The following is a 15494-nucleotide window of genomic DNA, read 5'->3' on the forward strand; positions in this document are numbered from 1 at the left end:
GCGGCCCCTCCCCGAGCCGTCCCGGCGTCCGTATGCGTCCGTATGCGTCCGCATGTATCCGCATGTCCCGGCCGCCGCGGGAGCCCGGCGGATCGGCCGGGCGGGTCGGGCGGGGCGGGCAGGCGGGTCGGTCGGGCGGGTCAGGGAGGCCGGGTCAGTCGACGGGGCTCGATCCCGTACTTGTCCCGGACTCATCCATTCAGGACCCACCCATTCCAGGGAGGCATTCCGAGGCTCACTCCGGGGCTCGTTCCGGGGCTCACTCGGGCAGGTCCTTCAAGGGTTTCAGCCCGTCCTCGACGGCGCCCCGGTTGAGCAGAGTGCCCTGGGTCCGCTGGAAGGCCATCCGGTACCTGGCCCGCTCGGCGGCCGGCAGGCCCTCGGGGTTCTGCAGCGATCCGGCCAGATCCACCAGCCGGTGGTCCTTCACCACCGCCGCATCGGGCTCCTGCGCACCGCCGCCGTCGGCATCCGGGGGGATCGTCAGCAGCGTCGGTACGTACCGGGCGTCGACGTCCCAGGTGTCACCGCGCTTGTGGAACTCGAACCAGCCGATGACGCCTTCCTCGGTCAGCCCCGACGGCACGTCGTGCCGCGCCACCTGGTTGCCCAGGCCGTACGCGATCCACGTGGAGCCGATCTTCTCCATCGGCTGCACCACATGGGCGTGATGGCCGATCACCAGATTGATCCCGGTCTCCCGCGCCAGCCTGCGGGCCAGCTTCAACTGGCCGTTGCTCGGGTCCGGATGATGTTCGCGACCCCAGTGGATGCTGAGGATCACCACCTCGGCACCGGCCTTGCGGGCGGCCTTCTCGGCGGCGGCGATCCTGTCGAAGTCGGTCTGGTTGGTCAGCCAGGGCTTGTCGGCCGGGACCTCGCGCCCGTTGAAGCCGAAGGCGTAGGACAGCTGGGCGACCTTCACGCCCTTCACGTCCATGATCAGCGGCTTGGCGGCCTCGGCGCTGCTGCGCGCCGACCCGGTGTGCTTGAGCCCGGCCCCGTCGAGCGCGTCGAGAGTGTTCCGTACGCCGGAGGCCCCGTGGTCGAGGGTGTGGTTCGAGGCCGTCGAGCAGGTGTCGTAGCCGACATCCTTGAGCGCCGTGGTGATCTGCGGCGGCACGACGAAGTCGGGGAAGCCCTCGAACGGTCCCTGCGGCTTGCCCGCGACCGGCTCGAAGTGGCAGATCGCCAGATCGGCCTTGCTGATCACGGGCTTGACCCCGGCCAGCAGCGGATGGAAGTCGATCTTCTTCCCGGTCTTGTCCCCGCCCGCCGCGGCGTCCTTGCGCCCCTGCTCGGTCAGTTGGGGGTGGATCAGGACGTCGCCGGCCGCGGCGACGGTGAAGGAAGGACCTTCCTTCGCGTCCGCGGAGTCGCTGTCACCGCCCGGAACCGAGCAGCCGACGAGGGCCGCGAGGAGGAGCACGGGCGCGGTGGCGCGAGTGACGGAGACCGAAGACGAATGGCGGGACACCCCTGATATTTTTATATGTCTATGACACGGAATCCGGCATCGAAGGTAACGATCAAGCGAACACTGATCGGTATTGCCGTGATGGTTGTCACTCTGGGGGCCCTCGTGACCCTTTTTGCGCCATTCGGGAGCCGGGGACCGGGCGCCGGGAACGGGGACGACCGCCCGGAGGGTTCCGCGGCGGACGGCCGCGACGGCGTGGATCTCGCGCGCCGCATCACGGACTTCACCCACGACACGGTCGCCCGCAGTGACTATCTGCCACCGCTGCGCGCCCAGCGCCGTACCGCCGCCGAAGCCGTGGGCCTCTTCCTCGACGGCAAGCGGGCCGAAGCCGGGCGCCGCCTCGGCGACATCGATTTCGCCGTCAGGACGTTCACCGACACCGTGACCGGCCGCCGGTTCGCGGAGATCTCCGACCGGGCGGCGGAGGGCCACCGGGGCTGGGGCCGGGTCTACATCGACCTGAGCGCCACGACCCGCTGGTCGGTCCAGGTGCCGCACCCAGTGGCCGACGCCGGCAGCGAACAGCTCGGCATCGGGGTGCTACGGGCCAGGCGCGGCGGCGTACTGGTCATGGCCGGAACCCACCGCAACGCCGACAGGAAGGGCCGAGCCGACGTGGCCCACCGCAGGGACACCGTGTTCGACGCCGTCTGCGACGAACTGGCCGCACGCCGCCTCCCCGGTCTCCAGGTCCACGGCTTCGCGGACAGCACCGAACCGGACTACGACGTGATCGCCTCCCTCGGCTCGGCGGACAAGGGCCTCCCCACCGCCCGCCGCACCGCAACGGCACTGCGCCACGAGGGCTTCGCCGTATGCCGCGCCTGGGCCCGCCGCTGCGCACTGGAGGGCCGCGGCAACGTACAGGGCCGAGAGGCCGAGGCCCAGGGCGTGCCGTTCCTGCACATGGAGTTCAGCCGCACCGTCCGCGACGACGCGTCCCGGATGCGCCGCGCGGCAGCGGCCATGGCGGCGTCCCTGCCTTCCTGAGGCCGGCCGGGAGGGTCCATTGCCTGTCCGGGAAACGGCACCGCGCGGCCGACTCCGCGGCCATAGTGGAGAGATGAGCCTGACCACCGGCGGAGATCCGCCCGGCCCCGTGCGGTTCTACCTCGCGTGCGACCGCAGACGCTGCCAGGCGCGGGCCGTGTTCGACCTGGTCATCGCGGAACCGCCGCCGGACATCGGGGCCGACCTGTTCGGCCATCTGCTGCACAGTGCGACCGTCGCCTCCCCGTACATCGAGGAGCTCGGGTGGATATTCATCCAGCAGGAGGGCTACTGGTGCCCCAACTGCGCCTCCCCGGGCAGGCGTCCGCGTTCGAGGGACGTCACGTCCTCCTGATCCGGAACGGTTCGGCGGTGGCCGAAGCGTCCCGGATCTAGCGTCGGACCATGACGAACACCGAGCACGCACACGGCACTTCCGGCAACGCCCCCGATACCCACAACACCCCCGATGCCCACAACACCCCCGGCGCTTCCGGCAACGACCCCGGCACTGCCCACAACACCCCCGGCACTACCGGCAACGCCCCCGGCGCTTCCGGCAACGCCCCCGGCGCTTCCGGCAACGCCCCCGGCACTGCCCACAACACCCCCGGCACTACCCACAACGCCCCCGGCGCTTCCGGCAACGCCCCCGACATCCCCGACGAGGCCCCGGCGACCGACGGCCGCGACCCCGCGCAGCTCCTGACGGCCATGGTCGACCACGTCCTGGCCCTCGCCGCGACCTGGACCACCTGGGACGGCCGCCCCGTCCCCGCCGGTGACCGGCTCTACACCCCGCACAAGGCGATCCGCCGCGTCGCCGACCACATGGTCGACCATCTCGCCGAGATGGAGGCGCGGCTCGTGGGCGAGGAGACGCAGCCCGACCACTGGCACGCCTCGGCGACCACCACCGCGGCCGACCTCGCCCCGTTCACCGCGGCCGACCTCGACGAGGCACGCAGCCGGCTCACCCGTCTGGCCAGGATCTGGGCGAACCGCCTGGACGCCCTGACGCCCGACGAGCTCGACCGGTCGGCCGGAACGGGCTGGACCTTCCGCCAACTCGCCTTCCACCTGGCCGAGTCGGCCTACTACGCGGACTCCGTGGGCGACCTGAGGACCCGGCGGGACAGGCATGTCAGCGCCCGCGTCTAGGCTCGCACGCATGACCGAACACAGAGATGGGCTCGCCTGGCTCCACCCCGGTCTCGAGGGCTACTACCTCACCCTCGCGGAGGGCATACCGGCCGAGGAGCTGGCGGTGCGGCTCGGATCCCCCGAAGGGACACCGGTGCTGGACGCGGACACCATCGCGGCGATCGACAGGGCCGCGCCCCCATGGGACCAGTCCGTCCCCGACATCGGCCGCATCGGCGACGCGGGCAACGGCTGGTCGTTCGTGCTGCTGCCCTGCACCGCGTACTGGGAGTTCGGACGCACCGGCCCCGAGAGCCCCTTCGGGCACCAGCCCTCGCACGGAATCCGCACCCTGAGCGCTGTGTGCACCGGCATGGACCCGGCCCAGATCGATTTCATGCACGACGAGCAGCACCTCTGGGGCTTCTTCGACGGCGGCTTCAACGGCTCCCGCCCCGACTTCCTGAACAACGCCCTGGCCGGGCTCGGCTGGGACGCCGATGAGGAACCCGAGAAGGACGAGGACGGCGAAATGCCCCCGCACGCACCCTCCTACGGACTCGTGTACGAAGCCCTCGGCAACGTCTTCGGCCTGGGCGGCCTGCCTCGCGCGGCCATCGAGAACAACACCCTGCCCGGCATGTTCTGCGAACCCCGCCAGCTGCCACGCCACGAGTACGCCGACGCCCCCGCCGGGCCGTACCAGCCGTGCGGGCAGTGCGGCGGACCGATGACCCTGAGCCATGTGGCGAAAGCAGTGGGCAGCTACGTCCTCTACTGCGACCGGTGCAAGGCCTTCGGCGGATACCGAGCCGAAAGACTGGAGCGCACCGCGGAGCGCACCGCGGAGCGCACCGTACCCAACCTCAAGTGGGAGACTCTCGAAGCCCTCGGCGACGACTTCGGCCACGACTGCTGACAACGGGGCGTCCGACGAGGCGCTCGTGGCGACGATCAGGGCGTGACCTGTTGCTTCAGCACCGGGTCCCGGCCGAGCCGGCGACCCAGGACACCGTCAAGGCCATCGGCGACGCCGCCAGGCTCGCTGAACTGCTAGGGCCTGTCCGGCGGATCATGGCCGGGGGCGTGGCGTCTGGCACGGCACCTCGCGGCGTTGCCGAAACGCCCGGACAGCTCCGCTATCAGGACGCTCCGGCGCCTTGCGATGCACCGCACCAGACGCCGCGCCCTGTCCGACCCTGATCCGCCGGACAGGCCCTAGAAGATTGCTGAAAATCTCGGGTTCTGGCCCCGGCTCGGTGGAGTCGGGGCCAATCTTGTAGGCATGCAGGGGGAATGGGCCGGGGAGATGGTCGGGCCGGATGTGTGGGAAACGTGCCGGGAGTTGATTCCGGCCGGCAGTGCGTTCGCGTTCCTGGCGGAACATCGCGAGGTGCTGTTCCCGCTGGGGATGTTCGCGGACATGTATCCGTCGTCCAACGGCCGTCCGAGTCTGCCGCCGCAGGTGCTGGCCGCGACGGTGGTGCTGCAGAGCCTTCAGGGGCTGTCGGACTTCGAGACGGTCCAGGAACTGCGGTGTGACCTGCGGTGGAAGGCCGCGTGCGGGCTCGGGCTGTACGACACCGCGTTTGATCCGTCGCTGCTGACGTATTTCCGGCGCCGCCTGCGTCATTCGGCCGACCCGATGCGGATCTTCACCAAGGTCAAGGAAGTCGTGGCCGCGACCGGCGTGCTCAAGGGCAAGCAGCGGCGCGCGCTGGACTCCACGGTGCTCGATGATGCGGTGGCCACCCAGGACACCGTCACCCAGATCATCTCCGCGGTCCGCCGGGTGATCCGCGAGGTCCCCGGCGCCGGGGAAGTGGCCGCGGAGCACTGCCAGGCGCATGACTACAGCGACCCGGGCAAACCGAGGATCGCCTGGGACGACGAGACGGCCCGCGCCGCGCTGGTCGACGCGCTGGTCACCGACGCCCTCAACCTGCTCGGACACCTGCCTGAGCAGAACCTGGGCGAGAAGGCGGCGAACGCGGTCGGCCTGCTGGCCCTGGTCGCCGGGCAGGACGTGGAACCCGCCGAGGACTCCGACGGGCGCGACGGACGCTGGCGCATCGCCAAGCGCACAGTGGCCGACCGGACGGTGTCCACCGTTGACCCCGACGCACGGCACATCCACAAGAACCGCAGCCGTCACCAGGACGGCTTCAAAGGGCATGCGTCTTTCGAGCCGGAGGCAGGCCTGTTCACCGCCGTCGCCCTGACCAGCGGCTATGGCCCCGACAACCACGAGGCCGCCGTCGCCTGCGGTCTGCTGGCCGACGAGGAAGAGGGCACGGCGTTAACCGTGCTCGGCGATTCTGCCTACGGAACCGGCGATCTGCGCGCACAACTGCAGGCCGACGGCCACACCCTGGTGATCAAGCCGCCGCCGCTGCGGCAGGCAGTCCCCGGCGGCTTCACCATCGACGACTTCCGGATCGAACTGGCCGCCGGCACCGCGACCTGCCCTGCGGGACACACCGCCGGCCTTGGCCAGATCAAGGCGGACGGCGCCCGCACCGCCCAGTTCAAGCGTGTCTGCACGGGCTGCCCTCTTCGGACGCGTTGCACCACCTCCAAAACCGGACGCACCCTCAACGTCCACCCCCAGTACGAACTGCTGGCCGCCGCCTGGGCCCAGGCCGCCACCGACACCGTCTGGCAGGACGAGTACCGCCGATGGCGGCCACCCGTCGAACGCGCCATCGCCTGGCTCGTCGCCAAGGGCAACCGCCGGGTCCCTTACCGGGGCGTCATCGCCAACAACATCTGGCTCCACCACCGCGCCGCCGCTCTCAACCTCCGCCGACTGATCACCCTCGGACTCACCCACACCAACAACATCTGGCATCTCGCCCCGGCCACCGCATAGCGAAAGGGGCCGTCCGGCCTGCGGCCGCACAACCCCTCGACAAGATTTTCAGCGGTCTCCTAGGCCACCTCGGCGATCCGGCCCCGAAGTTCGCCAGTGTCACACCGTGAGCCGACGGCCCGGCGACGCCCGGCGACGCCCAACGAGGGCCCGGCGGGGGACCGGGGTCAGGGGCTGGGGATCTCCTCGATCCGTTCGCGGTTGAGCAGGTACAGGGGCAGGTACGGCTGCGCCGGAGCGATGGGGAACCCGTGGTCGAAGGCGAGACTCGCCATCGCCAGTGGCCCCAGGGCCACTCGGGCGCGCGGTGCCGCCGACTCGCCCCAGTGGGCGCCGTGTTCCGTGAGGGCTTCGGCGAGTGTCTCGGCGAAGGCGTCGTGGTCCTGCGCGACGAGGCGGTGAAAGAGCGCGACCGGCTGGTAGTCGATCCCGTTCACGAACTCCATCGGCGCGTGGGTCACCTCGTCGGGCCCGGACGTCTTCATGGTGGCGACCAGCTTCTCCACGACCCCGTCCATGGAGTGGCGTTCGGAGAAGTAGGTCTGCAGGGTGTCGATCCAGCACAGCACGTACGCGTCGACGGAGTCGTCCTGCCGCAGCGTCTCCAGCGGCACCTGGCACAGCCGCCGGATCCGGTCCCCCTCCCGGCACACGATCGCCAGGTAGAGGGCGTCGAGCCAGGCACGGGCGTCCGCGGGCGGTGCGGCGGGCGTGGCCGGCAGCTGCCGGACGAGGTCCTCGCCCAGCCGGCAGTCCTGGGTCCGCGCACCGGTGAACAGGGCGCAGCCGAGCTGTACGGCGGTGGCCCAGGCGTCCCATGTGCCGATCTGCGCCGCCCTGGGGTCGGCGGCGCAGTGTGCGTGTGCATGGGCCACGGCGGAGGCGAAGGCGCCGCCCAGGTCGGCGGCCGGGCCCTGGGAGAGACCCGCTATCGACTCGGCTGTGGCGCGGGTGAGTTCGGCGAGGCCGGGAGCGGGCGCCTCGGCGACGGTACGGGTGGCGAGCCGTCCGGCGCGGTCGAGACGGACCAGGCCCTTCATCAGGCCGAGCAGCTGTGGCGGCGGCTGGATGGAGAAGGACCGGGTGTCCTCGTCGATGGCCGTGAGCGACTTCAGGCTGCCGCGGTGCCACCAGTAGACCCGCGGGGACAGTGCCCCCGGCCCGTCCTCGAAGGCACCCAGCGCGTAGGAGGCGAGGCCGTTGACGGCATCGACCACCGTGCCGTCGGCGATCGGGTGGTACACCAGGTTGTGGCGGCTCGGCATGACGACGAGGGCACCGGCGTGCGGAAGCGAATCGCCGGTGACCTGCCGGACCGCGGCGGACAGGAACAGCGCCTGGCTCCCGATGAAGTGCGAGTCGCCGTAGAAGGAGTGCAGGGTCGTCCCCTCGAAGGGGATCTCCTCGTGCGTGACGGGTACGCGCATCAGGTTCTCGTACGCCGCCCGCCCCAGCTCCTCCAGGCCGACGCTCTCCACGTCCGGGTCGGTGAGGATCCGTACATCGGTGGGCCGGTCGAGGGCATAGGCGAAGACGAGGCCGTCGGCCACGAGACGCGCGTAGCGAAGGGAACCGGCGATCTCAGGGGTGATCGAGTCGGCGGGCAGCAGTCGGGCGTATGTACCGCGCAGCAGTTCGTCGGTGTCGGGAGCGTGGTCCGGGTTCATTCCCCCGACTCTACGAAGGCGGCGTACGGACGAGCGACGCGCCCCGACCCCGGCCCCGGCCGGCGAGCTCGACCGCGCCCGTCCTACGACTGAGAACGGCTCCGCGGCGTTGAACAACAGCGTGGTGAACCGTTGGCCAACGCCGTACGCTCCCTCTGATCAATCGATGAATCCGTGGGGGGAATTCATGCGTACAACCATGCGCCTTGCCGTGCTCGGCACCGGCGCCGTGCTGGCCGTCACCGCGATCGGGGCCACCGCCGCCCAGGCGGAGGACGGCGGCGCGGGCAATATCACGATCGACAAGGTCGTCATCAACGGCGGCAAGCCGGTCGTGGTCGGTACCACCAACGTGGTGTCCGCCAAGGTCTCGGTGACCGCGTCGGACGATTCCGGTATCGCCGAGACCACCTACATCAGCGCCTTCGGCCCGAAGCCGAACTACGCGCAGATCTGGGACGACGAGATCAAGTGCGTCAAGGCGAGCGCCACCACGTCGACCTGCACCGGCACGCTGACGTTCGACCCGAAGGCGTCGGTCGGCTTCGTCGGCAACAACGCGGCAGCCACCTGGAAGCTCGGCACGCTGGTCTCCGCCAATGACTCCAACTTCATCCACCGCGACGCGGCCACCACATTCAAGGTGCAGCGCTACTCGAAGCTGACGGTCAACGCCTCGCCGGAGCCGGTGAAGAAGGGCAAGACCATCACGGTCACCGGCAAGCTCTCCCGGGCCAACTGGGAGGACAACAAGTACCACGGCTACACGAACCAGTCGGTGAAGCTGCAGTTCCGCAAGAAGGGCAGCAACACCTACACCACGGTGAAGACGATCAAGTCCAACTCGACGGGCAACCTCAAGACGACCGTCACCGCCGCCACCGACGGCTACTTCCGCTACAGCTTCGCCGGCACGGCGACGACTCCGGCGGTCAACGCGGCCGGCGACTTCGTCGACGTCCGATAGCCACGTACTGAGAGCGTTCCCGAGCGGGGGCGCCGTCCTCACCGGGGCGGCGCCCCCGCTGGTATGACGCTGATCCTCTGATCCTGCGGGCTCACCCCTGCCTGGCCGATCGATCAGCGTCGGGCATCTGCCGTATCGAGCCCAGGACGTTGTCCCATCCATGGCGCCACACGGGTCCGCGCACTGTCCGGTACGCCCGTGATGACGCCGAGAGCGGGCGTGGCCGGTCCGTGTATGCGAACGGCCCCGGACGGGAAGTCCGAGGCAGAGCGGAGCGCCTCCCTGGGGGAGAATCCCCAGGCCAGCGCCGTAATGTGTTGTGCCCCCGGCAGGATTCGAACCTCCGACACCCGCTTTAGGAGTCTTCCCTGGGCGGTGCTGTGACCTGCGTAAACGTCGTCCTCAGGGCGTCTGGCCTGCGAAATCACTCCTCCACGTTTCTCGTCTGTTCTCAGCCGTTCCCAGCCTCATGTGTGCTGGATTGTGTGCTGGATCCGTTCCGGCCGGCCACCGGGCTGGGACGGGCCCCCGGTGCGGAGCCTCACCGACGGAGGGCGGGCGTATCCGCGAGAACTGCCAGCGCCACTCGGCTGGCAGGCGGACGGACGCCCCGCTCTCGTCGTAAAGACTGGGGGCGGGCAGGCGGGAACCCGTAGCCTGGTACCAGCAGCAGACGGCGTGATCAAGCGGAGGCGATGCGGATGACCACAGCCCCCAGCGGTGGGTCTCACTCGCCGCCGCCCCCGTCGTCGCACCCCCTGCGGACCATCCGTGACATCCGGGAGTCCCTGCCGGAGGACCAGCGCCGGCACTTCGACGCTGAGCTTGCCGACACGGAGATCGAGGCGTTGCCCGAGATGCTCCATCGCTGGGTGACACTGAGCAACGACGGCTTCGAGGAGTTCCTGCTCTCCCAGCCCTTCGACGGCCTGGAGTTCGGTGCCCGCTCCTACGACGAGCAGACGGACGCCGAGTGATCCATCTGTTCGAACCAATGTCGTCGCCGAGCTCACGACCCGGGCGAAGCCCGACCCCCGCGTCATGGCATGGTTCCGCTCCACGGCTAGACCCAACCGCTTCCTGAGCGTGATCACTGTCGCTGAGATTGGGGCCGGCGTGGCCGCCGCCCCGGATCCCGTACGACAGGCCCGTTACGCCCGAGCCTCTGCCGCGGTGCGGCACGAATACGGCGACCGCATCGCGCCGATCGGCGAACGGGAGGCGGCTGCCTACCTCGCCATCCACAAGACGCTCAAGGCCACCGGCACCAGCATCGATCCGCCGGACGCACTGATCGCCGCCACCGCCCTGGCCAACGGCTGGACGGTCGCCACCCGCAACATCAAACACATGGCCCGAACCGGGGCTCTGGTCGTCAATCCGTGGGAACAGCGACTGTGAGTGGGCCGTAGCGGTCAGCGTTCCTGAGTCACGTGCGACACCGCAGAAGGACAACGAGATCCTGTGCAAGGCTGCCGCCGAATTCCCGAGAAGACGAAGGCTGATCCGCTTTCGTTTCGTCGACAAGCACCGAAACGCCCACGGAGCGAGCGGGCGGGGAACAGAACTACCGGCTGATTCCGCCAGGAGAAGAAGACGACACCCGGTCGTCCCGGCGCCGGGTCAGCTCGTGCTGCATATGTGCTGTGAGCGCAGAGGCCCTGCCGCCCGCTAGGACGAGAGGGCCTCTGGCCTGCTGCTCTGCTGTGCCCCCGGCAGGATTCGAACCTGCGACACCCGCTTTAGGAGAGCGGTGCTCTATCCCCTGAGCTACGAAGGCGGCGCTGACAGCGTAGCGGATGGGGCCTGTGGAGGTCGCCCCCGTTGGGGCCGCGGTCGGTCGTGTGGCCGGTCGGCGGGGGTCCCGGTGCCCTCGGTGACGGCGTGCTGTGTCGTGTCGGGGCGGGGGTTCGGCCTTCGCGTGGGTGGGGTTCAGCTTCCTGGCGGGTGGGGTTCGGTGCGGGGGTGGCCTTGGGGGAGGCGGTCGCAAGGGGGTTGTTCGCGGAGGGAGTTGGGGGTGGGCGTACCGTTCTGACTGACCAGCAAGAACCGTTGTTCAGCATGCGCGGGGGTGTTCCCGCATGCCCGCATGCCGTGTCCGCACCGCACCGCGGATTCCGGGGCCTCTTGGGGTGCCGGGTGTTGCCGTACGGGGTGCCGGGGGAAGCGGCGTGGTGCGGGGTCGGGAGCCCCCGGGCCCGGACGCCGGGTGGCGCCTGACCGCCGTCGCCCCGAAGGACCCCCCATGAAACGCCCCTATGTTCCCTTCCTGGCCGCCCTCGCCTGCGCCGTCGCTCTCGTCGGCGCGATCACGATCGGAGGTAGTCCGGGTACTCCCGAGGGCTATCACCGCGGCAAGGACGGCACGCTGACGATAGACAGCGCGCACCGTCCCGCCGCGCCGGACTTCATCGGGATGGATACCGACGGGCGCCCGGTGCGGCTCGCCGACTACGCGGGCAAGACCGTCGTGGTCAACGCGTGGGCCTCCTGGTGCGGGCCCTGCCGTAAGGAGACCCCGGTCCTGGTGGGCTACCACCGGAAGATGAAGGACCAGGGGGTCGTTGTCCTGGGGCTGAACCGGGACGCCTCCGCCAATGCGGCGCGTGCCTTCGCCCGTGAGTTCGACATGCCCTACCCCAGCATTCTCGACCCCGGTGGAAAGCAGCTCTTCGCGCTGCCCAAGGGGCTGCTGACCACTCAGGGGCTGCCCGTCACCCTCGTCGTGGACGCGCGAGGACGGGTCGCCTCGACGGCGTCCGGGGCCCTCAGGGAAGGTCGTCTGGAGGAGCTCGTCGCCGCCGCGCGGGCCGAGTCCCCGGCCGGGCGCTGAGCCGGCGGGCGAGGGGCCGGGGTGCCTTGACGGGGGGCGGGGGCGGGCATAGCGTCGCGAATGTACTGAGCAAGCGCTTAGACGCTTAGAAAGGTCGCTCGTGCCGCACATCGACCCGACTCCCGCCACCCCCGGACCGGGCTCTGCCGCCCCCGGCCCGACCGCCGTCGGCCCCGATCCGGAGGCGGTCGCGGCCGCCGCGGAGGCCGCCGTCCGCATCGAAGCCGCGCTGACCGGCCCGGGAGCCCCGTTCGCCGTGGTGCGGGTGGAGGACGGGGTGCACGCCGGCTCGCTCGTGTACGCGGACGGGCCCAGGACGCTCCGCGCGTTCGTGGAGACCACCTGGGCCTTCGGGGACCGGCCCTTCCTGATCTCGGGGGAGGGCAGCTACTCGTACGCCGAGTTCTTCGCCGCCGCGTCCGCGCTGGCGTGCCGGATGACCAGGACGTACGGGCTGCGCCGGGGTGACCGGGCCGTCGTCGCGATGCGCAACCACCCCGAGTGGCAGATCGCCTTCTGGGCGGCGCAGCTGGCCGGGCTGGTCGCCGTACCGCTCAACGCCTGGTGGACCGAGGACGAGTTCACGTACGCGCTGGACGACTCCGGGCCACGGGTGCTCCTGGTGGACGGCGAGCGGCTGCCCAGGGTCGCCGGGTGGGCGGCGGAGAACGGGGCGCGCGTGGTCGTCTTCCACGCGGAGGAGACCGTCCCGGACGGTGTCGAACGGTACGAGGACCTGCCCGCGCCCGATCCGCTCGCCGCACCCCCCGAGGTCGAGATCCGGCCCGAGGACGACGCGACGATCATCTACACCTCCGGCACCACCGGCCGGCCCAAGGGCGCGGTCGCCACCCATCTCGCCCAGGTGGGGGCGGCGGTCAACCCGCGGTTCCACGCGGCCGCCTCCGCGCTCGGCCGCGGGCTGATCCCGGGGCAGGGGCCCGCCCCGGTGTCGCTGCTGACCTTCCCGTTCTTCCACGTCGCCGCGTTCACCGGTTTCTACGCGGCGATGGCGGTGGGCGGCACCCTCGTCCTGATGCGGAAGTGGGACGCCGAGGAGGCGCTCCGTCTGATCCGCGAGCACGGCGTCACCCACTACGCCGGTGTCCCGGCGACCGCGCTCCAGCTGCTCGCCGCGGCCGAGCGGGCGGGCGACGGCCTGGAGGGTCTGCAGATGCTGAACACCGGCGGGGCCGCCGCTCCGCCCGATCTGGTCGCCCGGCTGACCGCCCGGCACGGCGACCGCATCGAACCCCGCAACGGCTACGGCCTGACCGAGACCAGTGGTGGTGTCCTGGCGAACTTCGGTGCCGAGTACCGGCTCCACCCGGGCAGCGTCGGCCGGCCGACACCCACCACCGAGGTGCGGATCGCCGGGCCCGCGGGCGAGGCGCTGCCCGAGGGGGAGGTCGGGGAGCTGTGGCTGCGCGGTCAGTCACTGGTCCGCGGCTACTGGCGCGACGAGGCGGCGACCGCCCAGGCGTTCACCGACGGGTGGTTCCGGAGCGGGGATCTCGCGGTGGCGCACGAGGGGCGGGTCGGCATCGTCGACCGGATCAAGGACATGGTGATCCGCGGCGGGGAGAACGTGTACTGCGTGGAGGTCGAGGCGGTGCTGCACGACCACCCGGACGTCGAGGACGCGGCGGTGCTGGGGGTGGCGCACCCGGTCCTGGGCGAGGAGGTCGCCGCCGTCGTCCGGCTGCGGGCCGGTGCCACCGTCACGGCCGAGGAGCTGAGGGCGCACGTCGGGCGCAGCCTGGCCGCGTTCAAGGTTCCGGCCCATGTGCTCGTACGGGACGAGCCGCTGCCCCGGAATCCGACCGGGAAGATCCTCAAGCGGGAGCTGCGCGGGCCCGTCGAAGCGGAGGTCCGGGGGCGATAGGCGACAGAGGGGCGACAGGGGGGGCGATAGGGGAGCGAGCGGGCGGCGTGGTCAGGGGCGGGTTATGCGGACTCGGTAGTTTCCCTTCTTGTCCTTGTCGACCACGGATATGCGTATCCCGCTGGTCCGGTCGGTGAAGGTCTCGCCGGGCCGGAAGGGGGCGTCGGACAGTTCGGAGTGCACATTGGGCAGCCGGGTGCAGCCGGCGCCTCCCTTGGTGCTGTCCACGACGGACACTGGGCCCTGTCCGGTGTCGAGGTCCGAGCTCACCTTGTAGATCAGTACGCCCGGCTTGCAGATCGCCTGGTCGTTGCCGGCCTTGGTCCGCACCTCCACCGCATAGCCGGACTCACTGCTCAGAGGTACGAACGCCAGCTTGGTGCCGCCCCGGGTGGCCAGTGGTCCGAGTACGTGTTCGCTGGTGCCGGGCCGTGCGGCGCAGCTGATCTGGTTGTTGTCCAGCCAGCCGAGCTTCCACTTGTGCCAGCCCAGCAGGTCGTTATTGGCGCCCCAGTCCTCGGACATGATGTCCCAGTGCCCGACCGAGCCGCCGCCCTCCATCGTGTAGAGGTCGGGGAGGCCGAAGACATGGCCGTTCTCGTGCGGCAGGACGCGGTATCCGGTCTGTTTGAACGAGCCCGAGCCGTCGTCCTGGCGGCTGTAGATGAAGGACGTGTTGGCGAGCGGGACGCCGTCCGCCCGCGGGGCGTCGTCGTTGCCGGAGAAGGTCACGGACAGGACGGTGTCCAGGGCGGAGGGGCCGGCGTTCGGGGTGACCAGGATGTTGACCAGGTCGTACGAGGCGAAGTCCACCTTCGGATCGGCGGCGGCGATGATGTCCTGGACGAGGTGGCGGTAGCCCGGCTCGTACGGTGAGCCGCGCTCCACCCCGTACTCCGAGAGCGGCAGTGGCATCCGCAGCCAGGATTTCAACGGGGCGTCGGGGACGTACGTGAGCCGTCCGTACGATGCGGTCCGGAACCAGCCGGTGGTCTGCGGGAAGAATTCGGCGTACCGGTCCATCGCGGAACCGGCGCCCGGTGCGTCCGGGAAGTCGATCATCAGGTTGAGGGCACGGACCTTGCCCGTGGAGCGGGCGTAGCCCTCCGGTGTCGGCATGCCTTCCGACATCTGTACGCCCGTGGTCGCCGGTATTCGGCACGGGGCTATGCCTGCCGAACGGGCGGTGGCCACCGGGCCGGCCGAGGCCCGGCTGGCTATCGGAAGAGTGTTGCTGGCTGTGGCCATTGCGGCTATGACCAGGGCTGTTGCGGAGGCGAGCGCGATCGGGTGGCGGTGGTTGCGTATCCGGTGGCGGGGCTTCTGCATATACGCGCCTCGGGGTCCGCGGCAGTCGGCCGGCCCTGACTGCGCTCTGCGGATCAGCCTGTTGCGGGTGGTGCGGCGCCGCTCGTTGGGTGCGCCGTTCGGCTGGTTTTCCGCTCCGGTTATGTGACTCAGGTCACATGGGAATGGGGAAATAAGCGGGGACGGTTTCCCCGTTTGAATTCGTGTCCCCGCGAAACGGGGAGGCGGTCCCCGGTTACGGGGAGGGTCGCCAAGGGGCGCCGTCGAGAACGAAGAGCGCCACAGCGGAAGCAGCAGAGCAGGAACAGCGGAAGCAGCAGAGCAGAGACAGTGAAAGCAGTGGAAG

The 15494-nt window shown here is 70.3% G+C and carries 13 protein-coding genes and 1 tRNA gene; 10 read left to right on the plus strand and 4 right to left on the minus strand.

Annotated elements, in window-relative coordinates:
• Positions 1-259: 259 nt before the first annotated feature.
• Positions 260-1477 carry a CapA family protein gene (locus OG520_RS23795; RefSeq protein ID WP_406014524.1) on the minus strand — a complete coding sequence of 406 codons (1218 nt, stop codon included), beginning with the start codon at positions 1475-1477 and terminating at the stop codon, positions 260-262.
• Between the two features lie 105 nt (positions 1478-1582).
• On the opposite strand from OG520_RS23795, the gene OG520_RS23800 reads away from it, so the two are divergent.
• From OG520_RS23800 to OG520_RS23820, 5 genes are all read left to right on the plus strand, one after another.
• A complete protein-coding gene (locus OG520_RS23800) occupies positions 1583-2473 on the plus strand; it encodes a hypothetical protein (protein WP_406014525.1) in 891 nt (296 codons plus the stop codon).
• A 73-nt stretch (positions 2474-2546) separates the two neighbouring features.
• Positions 2547-2828, plus strand: a complete 282-nt coding sequence (locus tag OG520_RS23805; protein WP_399328154.1) for a hypothetical protein — start codon at positions 2547-2549, stop codon at positions 2826-2828.
• Between the two features lie 50 nt (positions 2829-2878).
• Positions 2879-3634 (plus strand): hypothetical protein, encoded by a 756-nt coding sequence (locus tag OG520_RS23810; RefSeq protein WP_406014526.1) that lies wholly within the window; start codon positions 2879-2881, stop codon positions 3632-3634.
• Positions 3635-3644: 10 nt separating this feature from the next.
• Positions 3645-4535 (plus strand): hypothetical protein, encoded by an 891-nt coding sequence (locus OG520_RS23815; RefSeq protein ID WP_406014527.1) that lies wholly within the window; start codon positions 3645-3647, stop codon positions 4533-4535.
• A gap of 366 nt (positions 4536-4901) precedes the next feature.
• Positions 4902-6488, plus strand: coding sequence for an IS1182 family transposase (locus OG520_RS23820; RefSeq protein ID WP_406014528.1), 1587 nt, complete (start codon positions 4902-4904; stop codon positions 6486-6488).
• A gap of 167 nt (positions 6489-6655) precedes the next feature.
• On the opposite strand, the gene OG520_RS23825 is transcribed toward OG520_RS23820, so the two are convergent.
• Positions 6656-8155, minus strand: coding sequence for an immunity 49 family protein (locus tag OG520_RS23825; RefSeq protein WP_406014529.1), 1500 nt, complete (start codon positions 8153-8155; stop codon positions 6656-6658).
• A 187-nt stretch (positions 8156-8342) separates the two neighbouring features.
• Here OG520_RS23825 and OG520_RS23830 point away from each other — a divergent pair, with 187 nt between their 5' ends.
• The 3 genes from OG520_RS23830 (at position 8343) to OG520_RS23840 (ending at position 10523) form a co-directional block, all read left to right on the plus strand.
• Positions 8343-9122, plus strand: coding sequence for a calcium-binding protein (locus OG520_RS23830; protein ID WP_406014530.1), 780 nt, complete (start codon positions 8343-8345; stop codon positions 9120-9122).
• A 701-nt stretch (positions 9123-9823) separates the two neighbouring features.
• Entirely contained in the window at positions 9824-10099 is a 276-nt protein-coding gene (locus OG520_RS23835; RefSeq protein WP_073725748.1) for a hypothetical protein, read from the plus strand.
• Complete coding sequence (locus tag OG520_RS23840) at positions 10062-10523, plus strand: type II toxin-antitoxin system VapC family toxin (protein WP_406014531.1); 462 nt, start codon at positions 10062-10064, stop codon at positions 10521-10523. The genes OG520_RS23835 and OG520_RS23840 overlap by 38 nt, the downstream gene beginning before the upstream one ends.
• A gap of 306 nt (positions 10524-10829) precedes the next feature.
• Here the strand turns inward: OG520_RS23840 and OG520_RS23845 are convergent.
• A tRNA-Arg gene (locus OG520_RS23845) sits at positions 10830-10902 on the minus strand.
• A 465-nt stretch (positions 10903-11367) separates the two neighbouring features.
• On the opposite strand from OG520_RS23845, the gene OG520_RS23850 reads away from it, so the two are divergent.
• Entirely contained in the window at positions 11368-11955 is a 588-nt protein-coding gene (locus tag OG520_RS23850; protein ID WP_406014532.1) for a TlpA family protein disulfide reductase, read from the plus strand.
• 100 nt (positions 11956-12055) lie between these two features.
• Positions 12056-13840, plus strand: coding sequence for a class I adenylate-forming enzyme family protein (locus OG520_RS23855; protein ID WP_406014533.1), 1785 nt, complete (start codon positions 12056-12058; stop codon positions 13838-13840).
• A gap of 51 nt (positions 13841-13891) precedes the next feature.
• Here the strand turns inward: OG520_RS23855 and OG520_RS23860 are convergent, their stop codons facing one another.
• The gene (locus tag OG520_RS23860; RefSeq protein WP_406014534.1) at positions 13892-15169 is read right to left on the minus strand and encodes a M6 family metalloprotease domain-containing protein; all 1278 of its coding nucleotides are present in this window, start codon (positions 15167-15169) and stop codon (positions 13892-13894) included.
• Between the last annotated feature and the right edge of the window lie 325 nt (positions 15170-15494).

This window comes from Streptomyces sp. NBC_00984 (genome assembly GCF_045162475.1).
Lineage (GTDB): Bacteria > Actinomycetota > Actinomycetes > Streptomycetales > Streptomycetaceae > Streptomyces.